The sequence below is a fragment of the Parabacteroides vesiculifaciens genome (assembly GCF_049860805.1).
Classification (GTDB): Bacteria; Bacteroidota; Bacteroidia; order Bacteroidales; family Tannerellaceae; genus Parabacteroides.
This window is the reverse complement of sequence record NZ_CP187555.1, coordinates 5060445-5078331: the sequence shown is the minus strand read 5'-3', so window position 1 is coordinate 5078331 and position 17887 is coordinate 5060445. Positions and strand designations below refer to the sequence as shown.

Genomic DNA, 17887 nt, shown 5'->3' with positions numbered 1-17887 from the left:
GTCTTATTTTCCGGATTCGAAGATAAGGCCTTGTGTTTTCTTTCTTTCGAGTGACGACGGGGCGAGCAAAATACGGCCTTCGCTTTCTCCACGCGCCGGCTGGCTCTTTAGCCCTGTTATCCGGGAGAGAGCCTCGCTCAAAAGCATCTCGTTCGTATCTCCGAAGGGCAATATTTCATTTCCTACAACCAGCTCTTCTATCTTTACGTCCGGTTCAAAGCCGTTTGCATAGTCGGCATTGTGATCGGCATTATAAATGCGCAATGTAATCGGATGCAACAACCAGTCATATTCTTCCTTCGTTCCAAAGGTATTACCGCCTACCCGTTTGCCAATCGTTTTCCCCCCTATAATCGTGATATTACTACGGGTGAGGTAAGGGATCAGGCAATTGATCACGGCTTCCGAAGCAGATGCGGTCACACTTCCGGTCAGCACATAAATGCGTTTCAGGTCCAGATTGGCATTTCCCAGTTCGGCATTCTTTTTCAATAGCAATGTTTCATTGCTTTTAGATTGCTTTTCGTTATGCTCCATGATGCAAAATGTTTTACCCAAAGCATCGGCCGGAGCCAAAAGAGAAGTCATAAGCTGGGCACAGGTTACCAAACCTCCCTGGTTATAACGCAGGTCTAACACAAATTCGTTTACGTTCTTCGCTTTGAACTGCGCAAAAATCTGTTTCATCCGGTTGTCATACTCATCACCCTCATCATCCGGGCCGGAAGTAAAGCTGTTATACACCAGATAGCCGATATTCTTGCCATTAATGGTATAAACGGAATCTTTCAGGAAAGGTGTATCTTCTACAACTCGGGAAGCGGCAATCGACAATTCTTTCTTTTTCTGAAATGTAATCACATTATTTTCCCTAACGGCATCGGCCACCAACAACGTTGTGGCTCCACCACTATAGAATGCAGATGTATTGGTGACGTTCGGAGAATCGCTTCCTACGGCAATAATCCAATCACCACGCTCCAGGCCGGCCTCGGCAGCAGGAGAACCGGGTAATACATATATAACCCAGGCATAATAAAATCCAGTCTTACTATCTTTATAGGATGCAAACTCAAACCCATACGAATCGGATGCCGTAACGGACTTCGTTTCTTCTTTCTTTTTCTCTATCCGGGAAAAAGTGAGCCATCCGTCTCCGTACTTTACACCATCCTGGTCAGACAACAATGATTTGAAGAAGTTATCGGGAGATTGGGAAAAGTTCAAGCTTCCCTTATCCGGTATATCTGTATTCCACAGATAGTAATCCGTCATGACCTTATAGATCCAGTCATTTGTTCCTTCATCGGAGAGATCCGGAACTTTATCATCCGTCTTACAAGACGGAACCAGCAAAAGGACTGCCAACAATCCCAAGAGGACGGCAAATGTCGTTTTCTCTAAAACAAACTTCTGTTTCATTGTCATATCTGTATTAATTGAAAAAATAACCGCGCAATTCCCTAACGGAAACTGCGCGGTTTTTATTGGAAAAACTTACGTTTTTTATTATTCACCTAACAGTATTTCCAGGATCTGGACAGCGGCTTTCGCTACAGAAGTACCCGGACCGAAGATGGCAGCAACACCTGCTTTGTACAGGAAGTCATAATCCTGTGCAGGGATAACACCACCGGCGATCACGATGATATCTTCGCGACCCAGCTTCTTCAGTTCTTCGATAACCTGCGGAACCAAAGTCTTGTGTCCGGCAGCCAAAGAAGAAACACCCATCACGTGAACGTCGTTTTCTACGGCTTGGCGGGCAGCTTCGGCCGGAGTCTGGAACAACGGTCCCATATCCACGTCGAAACCACAATCGGCATAACCTGTAGCCACAACTTTAGCACCACGGTCGTGTCCGTCCTGACCCATCTTAGCGATCATGATACGCGGCTGGCGACCTTCTTTCTTAGCAAACTCGGCAGTCAGCTCACAAGCCTTCTGGAAGTCTGCATCTTTCTTTGTTTCTGATGAATACACGCCTGATATAGTTCTGATGATTGCTTTATAACGACCTACTACAACTTCGCAAGCATCTGAGATTTCTCCCAGTGATGCACGCAAGCCGGCAGCCTTAACAGCCAATTCCAGCAAGTTGCCTTTCTTAGTCTTCACACATTCGGTGATATCGGCCAACGCTTTCTGAACAGCTTCTTCATCACGGTTAGCGCGCAAATCTTTCAACATTTCGATCTGCTCGTTACGTACAGCTGTATTATCGATTTCGAGGATATCGATCGGATCTTCTTTCGGCAGGCGATATTTGTTAACACCTACGATTGTCTGGATACCGGAGTCGATACGAGCCTGGGTACGGGCTGCAGCTTCTTCGATACGCATCTTAGGCAGACCGGTTTCGATAGCTTTCGCCATACCGCCCATGCTTTCGATTTCCTGAATCAAATCCCAACCTTTGTGTACCAGTTCGTTTGTCAAAGTTTCCACATAGTAAGAACCTGCCCACGGGTCGATTTCCTTACAGATCTTTGTTTCTTCCTGGATATAAATCTGAGTGTTACGAGCGATACGTGCAGAGAAGTCTGTCGGCAAAGCGATAGCTTCGTCCAATGCGTTCGTATGCAAAGACTGAGTGTGACCCAGAGCGGCAGCCATAGCTTCGATACAAGTACGGCCTACGTTGTTGAACGGATCCTGCTCGGTCAGTGACCAACCTGAAGTCTGGCAGTGAGTACGCAGAGCTAAAGATTTCGGGTTCTTGGCACCGAAACTCTTCACGATCTTCGCCCACAACATACGTGCAGCACGCATCTTGGCAATTTCCATGAAGTGGTTCACACCGATAGCCCAGAAGAAAGACAGACGCGGAGCAAAAGCATCGACATCGATACCGGCATTAACACCGGCGCGAAGATATTCAAGACCGTCGCACAATGTATAAGCCATTTCGATATCAGCCGTTGCACCTGCTTCCTGCATGTGATAACCGGAGATGGAAATAGAGTTGAACTTCGGCATCTTCTGTGAAGTATATTCAAAGATATCAGCGATAATCTTCATTGAGAATTCAGGCGGGTAGATATAAGTGTTACGCACCATGAACTCTTTCAAGATATCGTTCTGGATCGTACCGGCCATTTCTTCCAACTTAGCGCCTTGTTCCAAACCTGCATTGATATAGAATGCCAATACAGGAAGAACGCCACCGTTCATGGTCATGGAAACAGACATCTTGTTCAAAGGAATACCAGCGAACAAAACCTTCATGTTTTCCAGCGAACAGATAGAAACACCGGCTTTACCGACGTCACCTACCACACGTTCGTTGTCGGCATCATAACCACGGTGTGTCGGAAGGTCGAATGCAACAGACAAACCTTTCTGACCGGAAGCCAGGTTACGACGATAGAATGCGTTGGACTCTTCAGCAGTAGAGAAACCTGCATACTGGCGGATCGTCCAGGGACGCATAGCGTACATACCGCTATACGGGCCACGCAGATAAGGAGGCAGACCGGAAGCATAGTTCAGGTGTTCCATCCCTTCCAGGTCTTCTTTAGTATATACGGGTTTCACCTCGATATGCTCGGGTGTTTTCCAATTGGCTTCGATGCCATTGGCCTTTGCCCATTCGGCAGCATTAGTAGCTGCAAAACCGGCATTCTTTATGTCTATGTTTTTAAAATTTGGTCTCATAATTGTTTCTACTTAAGCGATTCCTAATTTTGCGTTGAAAGCTTTCAATGTTTCAAGCACGTTGCTCTTTACATTTACATATTGATCGATACCCACTGCTTTCAGGTCTTCCATGCAAGCAGGCATACCGGCTACAACAAATTCAGCTCTTCCGGCCAAAGCCTTGTAAGCAGCAGGAGCCAATTCTGCATATTCATCATCGCTTGAGCAAAGAACCACGATTTCAGCACCAGCCTCAACAGCAGCTTCCACACCGGCTTCAACCGTATCGAAACCTAAGTTATCAATTACCTTATATCCTGCACAAGCAAAGAAGTTGCTTGAGAACTGAGAACGAGCCAGACGCATAGCCAGGTTACCGATCGTCAACATGAAGACTTTCGGAGTCTTGCCGCTCTTTTCTGTTGCCAAACGCAGAGCTTCAAATTCTGAAGCGCCGCGAGAGAAGTCAAGAGCCGTAACAGTAGCTTCGCCACAATCGTGACCGCCACCACAACAGCAGGAAGGAGCTTCTTTGATCTTTTCGGCAGCCACTTCGTTGAAGTTCGGGAACTGATTGGTTCCTAACAGGATTTCACGACGGGTAGCAACTGCTTTCTTACGGGCTTCGTTGGATGCGTTAACAGCTTTCTGGATTTCGCCGGAAGCGACTTCTGCACCAAAACCGCCTTTATCTTCCACTTCTAAGAACAACTTCCAGGCTACATCAGCCAGAGAGTTCGTCAAGACCTCTACATAATAAGAACCTGCAGAAGGATCGACAACCTTATCTAAGTGACATTCTTCTTTCAACAGCAACTGCTGGTTGCGGGCAATACGTTCGGAGAAGTCATCCGGAGTCTGGTATGTCTTATCGAACGGACGAACCGTGATCGAATCGACACCGGCAAGAGCGGCAGACATCGCTTCTGTCTGTGAACGCAACAAGTTTACGTGAGCATCATAAACAGTCATGTTCCATTCCGAAGTCTGTGCATGAACATGCATCTTGCAAGCGCAATCGCAAGCAGGTTTGTAGGCAGCAACGATTTCGGCCCACAACCAACGGGCAGCACGGAACTTGGCGATCTCCATGAAGTAGTTGGAACTGATACCGAAATTGAATTTGATCTTCTTGGCAACTTCCGTAGCATCCTGGCCGGCTTCGGTCAGTTTAGCCAACAGTTCGTTACCCCATGCCAATGCATAGCCCAACTCCTGAGAGATATAAGCACCTGCATTGTTGAAGTAGAAGGCATTTACTGCCAACACTTTGTAACCAGGAAGAGCAACACCCGCTTTGAGCACAGCGATAGCAGCTTCCACCCAGTTTTCATTTCCCTTACCTTTTACCAGAGGTTTCTTGAACGGATCGTAATTTACAGAACCTTTGCATTTCTCCAGGTCTGCGCCTTTGCCTTTGAAGTAGTCGGCAAGAATACCGATCAGCATTTCAGCCTTGCAGTTACAAGTGTTGAAATTCAGTTCTACACATTCAGGACAGATTCCTTCAAGTAAGGTAGCAATGTTTTCAGCGTTTACGTCGCTTCCTTTAATGATGAAGCCTAGAGATGTTACACCCTTATTCAGGATGTCAAGGGCTTTTTCATTAGCACCTTTAAAACAGGTGACTTCGATGTTCTGGCGCACCTTCCAATCGTTGTCCTTCTTTGTTCCGCGAACGTAAGGGAATTCACCGGGAAGAGACTCGGTCGTCTTCAAACCTTCGATGTCTTCTGCACGATAGAAAGGATTCACATTAAATCCTTCGCCTGTCTTCCAAACAAGCTTTTTCTCAAACGGAACCCCTTTCAGGTCGGCCGTAATCTTCGCCATCCACTCTTCAGTAGACACAGGTGCGAATTCTGAGAAAAGTTTTTCTTTTAATTCTGCCATAATATTAGTTATTTTAATACTGGTATTAGTAATTGTTCAATAGTATATTGTTCAATAACAGAAGGCAAAGGTAGAATAAATAAACTTGAACGCAAATGAAATACAAACGAATTTGATACCTCTTTTAACGCCTTTTAGTGGAGATAGGAAGAAATTGATACCCAAATGACAGCAGATAAACATTTTCTTCAAAAAAATATTCCCAAATGATACACCGGAATAAAATATTTACTAATTTTGCATCGTCTAACAAGACCCAATCGGTGCATTCGTCTAGTGGCCTAGGACGCCGCCCTCTCACGGCGGAAACTCGGGTTCGATCCCCGGACGCACTACAGAAAGCCCGCAGTTTACCTGCGGGCTTTTTCTTCTTTAGAAAATCTCTTACAAGACTTTAAAACTCTATAAAAATCATACTTCATACAAATCTTTTATCCCTCGCGCTTTGTTTATATTTTACATAGCATATAACATAAAATGAAGTTTATCATGAATAAAGGGACTATCGGATTAAATGCCGGAGCAATCTGCAATTTATTGTTAGATGGTGGGTGTTGGAGTTTTGAGGAGTTGAAAAAGGCAACGGCTTTAACGGAAGCTGATTTGTGGTCGGCTATCGGGTGGCTGGCAAGGGAAAACAAAATCGAAATAAAAAGCGCCAGTAGCCAATTGGCTTTCTCTCCGGGAATGAATTGTTATTTCTAAACGATTGGGATGTTTGCAGTACCTGCCGCCATCTTCCAGGCGGCAGGTACTGCAACATCTGGTTTGAATCCCTTTATTCTGATTTTCTGAACAATGTCGAAACAACCACGCTATCCCCGTCATTTGGAGCCGGCTGCAAATTCAGCAAACGGGCAATTATCAGATATAAGTTGACATTCGCCATAACCGGCAGTTCCGCATTTTGCTTGAAGGAAGGTCCTGCCGCATAAAAGATGGCTTCCATCTCCGGAGCAAAATTATCATATCCATGTGTAGCTGCAAATACAGGAAGCGATTCGGAACGGAATTGCAGATACGTCCCGATATCCGGCAATACAAACAAATCGCCTATACGCGGATTCTTCCCATATACGAACTTTTCCGGAATCTCGTTCTTTTTCCAAACCGTTACATGAGGTACCCGCTTCAGGATTGCATAAGCGCTATCCGTATAAGTCGGTTTCGGATAAAGCAAAGTCGGTACTCCGTCGAATACATAATCAAAACTGTCACGAGGCAGATAGTCATTCAGATTCACATAATTCTCCGGATAATAAGTCGCCATGCCATGATCGGACAGGATGATAAAATCAATCTGATTGAAGATATCCAACCTACGGGCTTTAGCGAAGAAGTCTCCTAATATCCGGTCCAAATGTTCAACCATTGAAAGGGTTGCCGATGAATCGGGAGTTGCCTTATGCCCGATTCCGTCCGGTTCTTCCATATACCACATGACCAGATGCGGACGTACTTTCTCGGGCAGTTGCAACCAGGCAATCACCGAATCCGCCCGGTCTGAAAAGAGGACATTCTTATCGAATGGTTTCCAGATGGAAGGCTGGCGTCCCTGTATCGGATATTCGCTACCGACCCAATAGAATGATGCGGTCCGGACACCCTGTTTTTCCGCCGTGTTCCAGATCGGTTCACCACCGAAGAAGGCCGGATTCGGATTCCCCATTATATAAACGCTATCCAGATCGGGAGCATAAAAGAAATTATTCACCAATCCGTGATGATCCGGATGCAAGCCTGTCGCCATACTGTAATGGTTTGGGAAAGTGACACTCGGAAAACTGGGGCGAAAAGCAGCTTTCACCCCTACCCGCGCTAAAGAATCCAGTGTCGGCGTATGTGCATGTAACGGATAATCGGAACGGAAACCGTCCATAGAAAGGACAACAACATAATGTTCTTTCCCCGAATGGGCCGTACATCCCGATATCGACAAATAGATTATCGAAATGAGGCCCACCAATATTACAGTCAGAAATCTGTACATTTAATATTAGAAAATATATTTGACACCGATTTGAGCATGCCAGCGAGATAAGATATCGTTCTTCACGATTGTATTTCTCGAATTATAAGCATACGTGTTCACATAGTTTCCATCTTCTCCTTTCTTATTGCCGATCACCTGCAAAGGCATAACATTGTAAACAGCAGAATAGGAAGCGCCCCACTTTTTGTTCAACATGTTGGCGAAGTTAGTCACGTCGAATGTCACCTGGAATTTGCTATCACGTGCTTTCAATACGTAAATATCTTGCGCTATATGCAGATCGACCCGGTTTTCCCACGGAGCGGAATTGGAGTTACGCATAGCATACTGCCCACGATGTTTCTTTGCATAGCTATCGCCCTCGATCCACTCGTTAAACATTTGGCGGTCTTCTTCTGTCTTGAAGTCCATCTTCTGCAGTTCGTCTTCAGTCGGGATATACAGCAAAGAGTTTCCACCAAAACCGTCACCATTATAGTCGATATAAACCGTTTTCTTTTTCTCTGCGTCATAATAAGATTCGTTCATCGTCAGGCTGTAACGCTGTCCAACATATCCGTTGTAAACAAGAGAAACAGTCGTTGCCATAAGCCCATTGGCATAATGGGGAGTTCTATAACCGACAGAGACCATTACGCGGTGAGGAATGTCAAACATAGAATAAGCCAAACCCGGATTATTCGAATCAACGGTATAATTATATTTCCAGTTAGAATAAGCAACAGAAGACGTTCCGTCATACACCGATTTGGAATGTCCGAACGTATAAGATGCAGCCAGATCCAAACCGAAGTTAAAACTTTTTTCTAATAAAGCGGATAAGGAATAGGTATAACCATCATTCGTATTTTTCAGATTAGTGATACTGAAATATTTCTTATCAACGGCATAATATGGCGCAGCCGAAGCCTCCACGCCCGGAACAGCATATACTTTGCCATTGTCCGACAGTGCCAGGTTTTCAAAATATACATTATTGAATGTCTTGGAATAGAGTCCTTCCAACGTCATTCTCACGTCACCGGGCAACACACGTTCCACAGCCAGGTTCACACGGAATACCTGCGGATATTTAAAACCTTTCGACACCGTTACAACATCAGGAGTTGCCGGATTTCCCTTCTGAGAATTCATTGCGCCGATAGGATCGTTCGCATATTGTCCCAAAGAAGGAGCAGAAGTTGCGCCGGATGCAAATATAGTCGTACCTTTCTGTTCAACCCCCGTATTATTGTAAGCATTGGAAAGCCATACAAAAGGAACACGTCCCGTAAATAATCCAAGCCCGCCACGGATCAAGGTTGTCCGGCTGTCATCCGTATACCAACGGAAACCTACACGAGGAGAAACCATCACTTTGGCACCAGGCATTTCACCGACTCTTTCCTTAATATTTTTACTTGCCGCATATTCATTGAACTCGTTATTGACAGTCGGATCATTAAACAATAATGGAATATCGAAACGCAAACCGTAAGTCAGCGAGAAGTTATTGGCAATATCCCATTTATCCTGAGCATAGAACCCGAACTGACCGGCTTTGATGATGGGCGTATAACGATAGTTACCGCCTGTCACATCGGGGTCCGTATATTTGAATACATATTTCGAAGGGCTGTCATTCAGGAATGCATCCATCGAACCGAACTCCCAGGAACCGGTAACCGCCTGGATGAACAAGTTCTTCATCCGGAATATTTCATTGTGCGTACCAAAAGTGATCGTATGATTTCCTTTATACCAGGAGAGGTTGTCTTCAAAGGTGTAAATATCCTGATCCAGGGCGTTTGCTCCGGAAGAATACTCCGTACCGATATTGATCGTCGTATTATTCGTTCCACTGTTATCGCTCCCGTTAATCTTTACGTTCGGTCCCTGATAAGCCACTTGGCGCTCGTCACGTACAGTAGTTACACTTGCCCGAAACTCATTATACAGGGAATTGGTCAGATGGGAGTTCCATTCCGCCACAAACGAATTCGTTTTGTTCTTCATCCGGTAGCCACTGTTATTAAAGAAATAAGTCGTACTCGACGGGCTGTAGATATCATCATATGAATTATTAAACTGATAGCGGAAAGCTAATTTGTTGTTCCGGTTGATATTCCAGTCGATACGTCCTAAGAAATTAAAGGCTCTCTGATCAACATCGCGTGACCCGAAACTTTCCCGGATTCCGGTATATTCTTCATACTTATCGGCTATTTTCTGCGCCATATCGGCAGAGAAGCCTTTCTCGTCATACCCGGCATAAAAACGGGACGGGTAAGACTCCTTACGATTTTCAGCATTGGCAAAGAAAAACAGTTTGTCTTTGATGATCGGACCGCTCAACGTCCCGCCAAAAGTTTTTGTAGACTGCTCCGTCAATTTATCCTTTATGTTATCTTTATAAGCATTGTATTTTCCGTAGAGGCTTTCATTTGTAAAATAGGAATAGACCGATGCATGATATGCATTGTTACCCTGTTTGGTAATGGCATTGATGCCACCTCCGGTAAAGCCGCTCTGGCGGACATCGAAAGGAGCGACAACCACCTGGATTTCCTGGATAGCATCCATCGAAATAGGATTGGCATTCGTCTGACCGCCGTTCGTACCCGATGCAGCCAACCCGAACACGTCATTGCTCACCGTACCGTCGATCTGGAAACTGTTATAACGGTTATTCGAGCCGGCAAACGAGATTCCCCCATTCTTGGAGGTCATGGCCATCGGCATGTTCTTTACTATATCATATATATTACGGTCGACAGTCGGAGTCCCCTGTATCTTTCCTGTGGAAAAGTTTTCGGACGCACCGATATTCGCTTTTGCATCTGCTGTCACAACGACTTCACCCAATTGTTCGGAGCTGGGATATAAGGTAGCATTCAGGGTGTACGTATTACCCAGTTCCAACCTGATATCCGTAAAAACAGCTTTTTTATAACCGACATAAGAAATTTCGACTTTATAAGGTCCACCGGTACGCATTCCCTGGATCGTGTAACGGCCATCCGTATTCGTAACCGCGCCATACATAGTTCCGGACGGTTCGTGTACCGCAACCACCGTAGCCCCTATCACATTTTCATTCAGATCATCGATAACCTTTCCACTCAGTACAGAAGTTGTCACCTGAGCCTGCACAGAGAAACCTATGCACATCAAAATAAATACAAAAAAGCAAATAACTTTTTTCATACAGAAATTTGTTTAAATGAATACCCTCTACAATATTTAACATTACACTGCAAATATACAACCTTATAATCAGGTTTTTATTATATTTCTGTATAAAATTAACGACATTACATCAACTACCGTTCCCATTGCGGAGCTCGTCGGCAATATCCTGATGCTGGCGTGCCAGTTCCTCCTCCCCTGTATGCAGGAATGCTTCAGCAAGATATTCATGGGCTGCGGCATGCTTGGGTTTCAGGTCGACAGCTTTCATAAAGTCAGAAACAGCCTCGTCATAATATTTCAGTTGAAGATAAGATTTACCACGATTATAACGCGCTTTAAACGATTTCGGGTTCAGGCGCACGGCCTCGTTCAGGCAAGTAACCGCCTGGAAACCGTCACCCAGATCGAGAAGAGTCACCCCTTTACGCACCCAGGCATCCACAAATTCGGGATAAAGCCTGAGCGCCTTATCGAAAGAACGGATAGCCGCATTCGGATCATGGGCTTTCGTTATACACTCGTTTCCCATCAAATAATATTCGTGGGCATATTCTTTCTGAATCTCCCGCTGGGCATGTATCTCCTCCCGGAGTTTCTTGATTTGTGCCCGTTGGCTATTCATCGTTTGCAATTTCATACGGAGCAACCGTTGCACCTCCGGTTTTTCCAGTTCGTTGCGCTTGCTGACGGCGGCGGCAAAGGCCTCGACCGTATCTTTCACATTCCCGGCTTTAAAACTGTACGTAGCGCGTGCATACAACAATTCCGCTTCACTTTCGCGCAAACTCTTTTCGATCAGTTGCTGGTCATTAAAGATTTGGCTGAACTGGACAATTTCTTTCCGCACAAAGATGTCGTGCGGAGAAATCCGGCTTTTCAAGACCAAACCCTCCAGAGATGTGCAGCGGCTTAAAGCGACATATGTCTGTCCACCGGCAAAAACACCACCCGTCAGGTCCACAACGACACGGCTAAAGGTCAACCCTTGGCTCTTATGCACAGTGATCGCCCAGGCAAGGCGGATCGGCAATTGTTCGAAAGTACCGACAATCTCCTCTTCCACCTTTTTCTCCTTTTCGTTATACTTATATTTATAGTTACGCCAGGAAGTCGGTTCGACCAGATATTCGCGCCCATCTTCGAGCAAGACATAAATATTCCCGCTTTCGTCGATCCCCGAAACCATGCCGATCGTACCGTTTACCCAACGGCGATCGCGGTCGTTATCAATAAAGATAACCTGGGCCTGTTCCTTGATAGACAGGTTCAGTTGCGTAGGCAATGACGATTCGGGAAAATCGCCTTCGATCTTGCCGCGGGAAACAAACTCATCGCCGGGCAATTCCGCCAGTTTCCGCTCGTTGATAAAATCCACCTGGTCGCGCCGGGTGGCGAGCGTAATGTACATATCCTCGTTGCGAGGGGTAAAATCCGGAAAATAGCGGGCATTCAGAGTGTCCAACTCCTGTTTACGGGCAGCATTGTTACGGATGCGGTCCAGGATATTGATAAACACCGGATCTGTCTGCCGGTACACTTTCTGCAATTCGATCGGGACCAGGTTTATATCCTTGAAGACACGGGCCGAAAAGAAAAACGGACTGGCATAGAAAAGCCTTAATATTTCTTTCTGGTCGGAAGGGACAACCGGCTCCAACTGGAAAACGTCGCCGACAAACAACAACTGCTTTCCTCCGAACGGCAAACGCATATTACCCGAAAAAACACGCAAGATGCGGTCGACACAATCTATGATATCCGCCCGCACCATCGAAATCTCATCGATAATAATCAGTTCCACTTTCGAGATCAACTTCCGGTGCTCTTTCCTGTATTTGAAGAACTCGAAGATCCGGCCGTTCTTCAGGCTCAGATCCGGGTCATCGGGCAACATCGGGCGAAAGGGCAACTTGAAAAAAGAATGAAGCGTCACCCCTTCCGCATTAATCGCCGCGATCCCTGTCGGTGCCAATACGACATATTTCTTTTTCGTATGGGCGCAGATGTATTTCAGGAACGTGGATTTACCCGTTCCGGCCTTCCCGGTCAGGAAGACGGACTGGCGCGTATGAGTGATCAGTTGCAGGGCATCCTGAAACTCCTTATTATCTGTATCTAACTGAAATTCCAATCGTGTTATTTTTGAGTAGACAAAGCTATAGAATATTTTATATATCTGCTCATAAAAAGTTCATAATTTATTTGCTGAAGTCCGGAACTTTGCTTTACTTTGTGATATCAAAATAATATCAAATAAAAATCATTATGAAAGCTTACACTGCGTATCCTGAACTTGGATATCCGCGCAATCTGTAGTCAATACAGGTGCTTTATATCAGTAATTTAATATAGTAATACTAAATATGGCCAAAAAGGAAAATGGAAATGCAACCAAGAGTTTCATATTGCGTGTAGACGCTGAAATGATGGAAGCGATCGAAGCCTGGGCTGCTGACGAGTTCCGGAGCACAAACGGCCAGATACAATACATCTTGGATCAAGCCTTACGCAAGGCGGGCCGGCTCAAAAAGAAACGGAAACCAAAATCTGAAGAAGAAAATAAAGAGTAGAAAACAATAATAACGAAAACCTGTCCGGACGTTTTTTAAATATCCTTCGGTAGAAAAGAACTTTTTCATCCGAAGGATATTTCTTTTTTATATAAGCAGGATAGAATCAGCGGCTGATAAACAACCACGCGTCCTTATATTTCGGATTGGAACGGAGAGTCGCCATATAAGATTCCGCAGCCTCGCGATTATTGAATTTATCCGCGTAGATACGGTACTTCCCGTCACGGACCACCTTGCTGACATGCTTGCACTCGTTACGGTCCACACCGGCAATAAATTCGTCCGCCTGCGATTCGGAAGGGAAACTGGCAATTACGATATGATACATTTTAGGCTGGACTGCTGCGGGTTTAGGCGCAACCGCTTTCTTTTCCGGCACCGGGGCGGGCGCGACTTTCTTCACTTCACGCGCGATCACCTCTTCCGATGCCTCCTGCTTCGTATCCGCCTCCGCCACAATGCTGTCTGGCGAAACCGTTTCGGAGAGAACCGGCTTTTGGACAACCATCCCGGCCGGGACAAAGCTTGCCGTATAGGCATCCTGATTGACATCTTTCACCGGAGTGGAAACCAGCAGGAACAACGCTATTGCGGCGGCCGAAGCCATAGCCGTACGGACCAGCCTGCGGCTGACCGGAATATAAAACGTATCTTTCTTTTCTTTTTTGGATGTGAGAAGAGCCACTTCTTCCCGTTGCACCTGCAACGGCGCAAGAGCCGGAAAATGGAAAACGGGTAAGCCATACGAACCGACGCTGAACAGGTCGGTTTCGCCCGGATGGAAAATCATCTGCCCCTCTTCTCCTATGCTGAACGAACCTAACATTCCGAGCGACAGCTTTCCGTACTGTTGCAGGGTATTCTTCATATCCTCCACATCTTCTTCCAGCATCAACTGTGCCTGGCGATAGCCCACCGCGTGCATCTGCATATACGATTCAGGCAAAAGCCCGTCGTTATGCTGCAGTGTCATATTGAAGCTGATCTCTTTCCGCAAAGGGCGAAACGTATGTTCTTCCACATGCTGCACGGCCGGAACCGCCTGCAGGACAAAACCTCCGAACTTCGGTACGATGACACAGTCATGCACCAGAAGCAAACGTTCAATATGTGTTACGATTCTAAGCATACAACAAAGATAAATCTTTTGTCCGGATTACCAAAAAAAATCATTATCTTTCCAACGCGAACTGCATCAAATTCTAATTTGTTCACGACAAAATCTGTTTTCGACGACGTCAAAAATATATTCGTCGTCGTCAAAGATATATTCGACGTCGCCGAAAATATACACGACAACGACAAGAACAATTTACATGCAGGCAAAATTACCGCTACATGCAGTTCCGATTACGATTTCACCCCGATAAATCATCAGGAATATAAGCAATGGATTCCAGTTATGGAATTATATTTTTACCTTTGTAGCTATTATGTATTACTGGCTTCATCAATCATTTTATATGGCAAAGGCCATCCCGTTCTTAGGCGGATGGTTGGCAGACCGTCTGTTGGGCGATCCCGAAGGGTGGCCGCATCCGGTTGTGGCCTTCGGCAAAGTGATTTCGTTGGGCGAAAAGACGCTCAACAAAGGGAATGACCGGGCTGTCAAAGGCGGCGTCATGGCGCTCGTGCTGGTGGCCGGAACCTATTTGCTCTGCGAGCGGATACTGGCGCTTGCCGGAAACCTCTATCCGTCCCTCGCTTCAGTCCTGGTCGGGATAGGGGTCTTTTATTGCCTGGCGGGGAAAACGCTGATCAAAGAAGTGAAAGCGGTTTTCGAGGCAGTCGACCGCAGCACGGAAGAGGGACGCCGGCAGGTCGGACGGATCGTAGGTCGCGACACCTCCCGCCTTTCCCCGCAAGAGATACGGGCTGCCGCGCTGGAAACGCTTGCGGAGAACCTGAGCGACGGGGTGATTGCTCCCATGTTTTGGTTCGCCTTGCTCGGTCTTCCCGGCATGATGGCTTATAAAATGGTGAACACGCTCGACTCGATGATCGGCTATAAGAACGAACGTTATTTCGAGTTCGGGCAGATTGCAGCACGGCTCGACGACCTGGCCAATTATATTCCCGCCCGGTTGACCGCCTGGCTGATGCTGGCTGTCTCAGGCAACCTGAATAAAATGGATTTTGTAAAACGTTTCGGACCGGCTCATGCCAGCCCGAACTCCGGCTATCCGGAAGCCGCCCTTGCCGCGATACTGAACTGCCGTTTCGGGGGAACCCACGACTATTTCGGGAAGCCGGTGGAAAAACCCTATATCGGGACTAACGAACGGACCTTTACCACTGAAGACATGTTAATTGCTATCAAAACAAACGGTAACGCCGAACTTGCCATGGGGCTTATTGTTTGTTTAGCATCAATGATTATCCACTAAATAAATACGTACAGAATGGAAGTAAGATTAAATAAACTCATCAGTGATTCCGGCCTTTGTTCCCGCAGGGAAGCGGACAAATTCATCGAGGAAGGACGCGTCACCGTAAACGGCAGCCTGCCTCATGTCGGACAGAAAGTGACCGAAGCCGATATCGTCATGTTGGACGACATCCGGATCAAAGTAGGAAAACATACGTCCGAACATGCTCCTGTCGCACGAGGCAAAGCACAGGAACTGGTATTCAGTGAACAGGAGAAAAAAGCGAAGAAAGAAAAGTCTCCGGCTGCGACGGCTTCCGAAAAGAAAACGGCCTCTCCATCCGCCGGTTCAAAAGGTTTACGTCCCGGCAAATATGCAAAATACAATAAATATGCCGCCGCACGCCACGCCGCACGCGATGGGGAAAAGAGCAGGAAGGAAGGGGAAAAGTCAACCGGCGACAAAGATTTGCTGAAAGAAGCGCTACGACCCAAATTCGGTAAATCGTTAGGGCGGTCGGCCGTTGCACAACGCCTGGCTTCATCTCCCAAATCGGCTGCTTTGCGCAAGACGAGCAAGAACAACCCGCTCAACAAGGCAAAACACGCTGCCGCCCGCAATAAACCGAAAGGAGAATAAGGCAATGGCAGGAAAGCATATCGTTTTGGTGACAGGCGGCCAGCGTTCCGGGAAAAGCGGATATGCGCAAAAACTCGCCCTGTCGCTGGCGGCTGATCCGGTCTATCTGGCGACATCCCGCGTCTGGGACGACGAGTTCCGCGAACGTGTGCTCCGCCACCAGGCCGACCGGGGACCGGAATGGACGAATATCGAGGAAGAAAAATACCTGAGCCGTCACGATCTGAATGGCCGTGTCGTCGTTATCGATTGTGTCACACTCTGGGGCACGAACTTCTTCTTCGACAATGAAGGCGATACGAATCGCTCTTTGGCCGAGTTAAAAGAAGAATTTAATAAATTTACAGAGCAGGATGCCTATCTGATTTTCGTCACGAACGAAATCGGGTTGGGCGGCGTTTCTCCCGACGCGGTGCAACGCCGGTTCACGGACCTGCAAGGTTGGCTTAACCAATATATCGCATCCCGTGCCGACGAAGTTGTCCTCATGGTGAGCGGTATTCCCATGAAAATAAAATAATAAAACACTATACAATGATCTCATTCAACATTCAAGAACCTGACATCGCTATTACCAAGGCCCTGCAGGACAAAATCGATAATCTGACGAAACCCAAAGGATCACTGGGTACGCTTGAAGAAATTGCACTTCAGATCGGTCTGATCCAGCAAACTGTATCACCGGCGCTTCATCATCCGGTCAACGTCATTTACGCGTCCGACCACGGGATCGCCGACGAAGGTGTCAGTAAATCTCCCAAAGAGGTAACGCGCCAGGTGATTCACAACTTCCTGAACGGAGGGGCGGGCGTCTGCTTCCTTTCCCGCCAGCACGGTTTCGAAATCAAGATTGTGGACGGTGGCGTGGATTTCGACTTCCCTGCCATTCCGCAACTGATCGACCGCAAGATCCGGAAAGGAACCCGCAACTTCCTGCATGAGGCGGCGATGACTTGGGAAGAGATGGAACTGGCCATCCGATATGGAGCCGATATTGTCACGGATTGCCACAACGAGGGTTGCAACGTGATCAGTTTCGGAGAAATGGGGATTGGGAATACCGCTGCGTCGAGCATGTGGATGACTTGCCTGACGGGAATACCTTTGATCGATTGCGTAGGTGCCGGGAGCGGCTTGGACAACGAAGGGGTCAAGCATAAATATAATGTATTGAAGAGGGCGCTCGAGAATTACAAAGGAGATAACAGCCCGCAGGATGTAATCCGCTATTTCGGAGGCTACGAGATGGTGATGGCTGTGGGAGGCATGCTCCGTGCGGCCGAACTGAAGATGGTTATTCTGGTGGATGGCTTTATCATGACAAATTGCGTACTGGCTGCTTCACGCCTGTATCCGGAAATGATCCCTTACTGTATATTCGGACATTGCGGCGACGAGGCCGGGCACAAGCGGGTATTGGATGTCTTACAAGCCAAGCCGCTCTTAAACCTCGGCTTGCGCCTGGGTGAAGGTTCCGGCTCCGTATGCGCCTATCCTATCGTAGACTCGGCAGTCCGCATGATCAACGAGATGCACAGCTTCCAACAGGCTTCCGTCACCAAATACTTCTGACAAAAGCATTCATTTTTTAATTTTAAATCTTCAATTAA

The 17887-nt window shown here is 46.8% G+C and carries 13 protein-coding genes and 1 tRNA gene; 7 read left to right on the top strand and 7 right to left on the bottom strand.

All coding sequences use genetic code 11. The annotated features are described in order from the left end of the window. Positions 1-3: 3 nt before the first annotated feature. The 3 genes from ACPYIV_RS20390 to mutA form a co-directional block, all read right to left on the bottom strand. Positions 4-1422 (bottom strand): S41 family peptidase, encoded by a 1419-nt coding sequence (locus ACPYIV_RS20390; protein ID WP_425884850.1) that lies wholly within the window; start codon positions 1420-1422, stop codon positions 4-6. 87 nt (positions 1423-1509) lie between these two features. Next, on the bottom strand, positions 1510-3657 hold the full coding sequence (gene scpA / locus ACPYIV_RS20385) for a methylmalonyl-CoA mutase (protein WP_425884848.1): 2148 nt from the start codon (positions 3655-3657) through the stop codon (positions 1510-1512). Positions 3658-3669: 12 nt separating this feature from the next. Continuing rightward, positions 3670-5532, bottom strand: a complete 1863-nt coding sequence (gene mutA / locus ACPYIV_RS20380) for a methylmalonyl-CoA mutase small subunit (protein WP_425884846.1) — start codon at positions 5530-5532, stop codon at positions 3670-3672. Between the two features lie 262 nt (positions 5533-5794). On the opposite strand from mutA, the gene ACPYIV_RS20375 reads away from it, so the two are divergent. Both ACPYIV_RS20375 and ACPYIV_RS20370 read left to right on the top strand, forming a co-directional pair. Continuing rightward, positions 5795-5867 (top strand) — tRNA-Glu (locus tag ACPYIV_RS20375). 154 nt (positions 5868-6021) lie between these two features. Further along, the gene (locus ACPYIV_RS20370; RefSeq protein WP_186929045.1) at positions 6022-6237 is read left to right on the top strand and encodes a winged helix-turn-helix domain-containing protein; all 216 of its coding nucleotides are present in this window, start codon (positions 6022-6024) and stop codon (positions 6235-6237) included. A gap of 73 nt (positions 6238-6310) precedes the next feature. On the opposite strand, the gene ACPYIV_RS20365 is transcribed toward ACPYIV_RS20370, so the two are convergent. The 3 genes from ACPYIV_RS20365 to ACPYIV_RS20355 all read right to left on the bottom strand — a co-directional run bounded on the left by ACPYIV_RS20365 (position 6311) and on the right by ACPYIV_RS20355 (position 12827). Beyond that, positions 6311-7522, bottom strand: coding sequence for an ectonucleotide pyrophosphatase/phosphodiesterase (locus tag ACPYIV_RS20365; RefSeq protein WP_425884844.1), 1212 nt, complete (start codon positions 7520-7522; stop codon positions 6311-6313). A gap of 6 nt (positions 7523-7528) precedes the next feature. Next, on the bottom strand, positions 7529-10711 hold the full coding sequence (locus ACPYIV_RS20360; protein ID WP_301703975.1) for a TonB-dependent receptor: 3183 nt from the start codon (positions 10709-10711) through the stop codon (positions 7529-7531). Positions 10712-10823: 112 nt separating this feature from the next. Then, positions 10824-12827, bottom strand: a complete 2004-nt coding sequence (locus tag ACPYIV_RS20355) for a tetratricopeptide repeat protein (RefSeq protein WP_425884841.1) — start codon at positions 12825-12827, stop codon at positions 10824-10826. Positions 12828-13059: 232 nt separating this feature from the next. Between ACPYIV_RS20355 and ACPYIV_RS20350 the strand changes: the two genes are divergently transcribed. Next, positions 13060-13266 carry an Arc family DNA-binding protein gene (locus tag ACPYIV_RS20350; RefSeq protein WP_186929040.1) on the top strand — a complete coding sequence of 69 codons (207 nt, stop codon included), beginning with the start codon at positions 13060-13062 and terminating at the stop codon, positions 13264-13266. 106 nt (positions 13267-13372) lie between these two features. Here ACPYIV_RS20350 and ACPYIV_RS20345 read toward each other — a convergent pair whose 3' ends face one another. Beyond that, on the bottom strand, positions 13373-14398 hold the full coding sequence (locus ACPYIV_RS20345; RefSeq protein WP_425884839.1) for an SPOR domain-containing protein: 1026 nt from the start codon (positions 14396-14398) through the stop codon (positions 13373-13375). 304 nt (positions 14399-14702) lie between these two features. Here ACPYIV_RS20345 and cbiB point away from each other — a divergent pair, with 304 nt between their 5' ends. Genes cbiB through cobT form a run of 4 tightly spaced genes read left to right on the top strand, consistent with a single transcriptional unit; the run spans position 14703 to position 17849 of the window. Next, positions 14703-15656: an adenosylcobinamide-phosphate synthase CbiB gene (gene cbiB, locus ACPYIV_RS20340; RefSeq protein WP_425884837.1), complete on the top strand. Its 954-nt coding sequence runs from the start codon at positions 14703-14705 to the stop codon at positions 15654-15656. Between the two features lie 15 nt (positions 15657-15671). Continuing rightward, entirely contained in the window at positions 15672-16277 is a 606-nt protein-coding gene (locus tag ACPYIV_RS20335; protein ID WP_425884835.1) for a S4 domain-containing protein, read from the top strand. 4 nt (positions 16278-16281) lie between these two features. Beyond that, positions 16282-16797: a bifunctional adenosylcobinamide kinase/adenosylcobinamide-phosphate guanylyltransferase gene (locus ACPYIV_RS20330; protein ID WP_301703979.1), complete on the top strand. Its 516-nt coding sequence runs from the start codon at positions 16282-16284 to the stop codon at positions 16795-16797. A 14-nt stretch (positions 16798-16811) separates the two neighbouring features. Continuing rightward, positions 16812-17849: a nicotinate-nucleotide--dimethylbenzimidazole phosphoribosyltransferase gene (cobT, locus tag ACPYIV_RS20325; protein WP_293740917.1), complete on the top strand. Its 1038-nt coding sequence runs from the start codon at positions 16812-16814 to the stop codon at positions 17847-17849. The last annotated feature ends 38 nt before the right edge of the window (positions 17850-17887 follow it).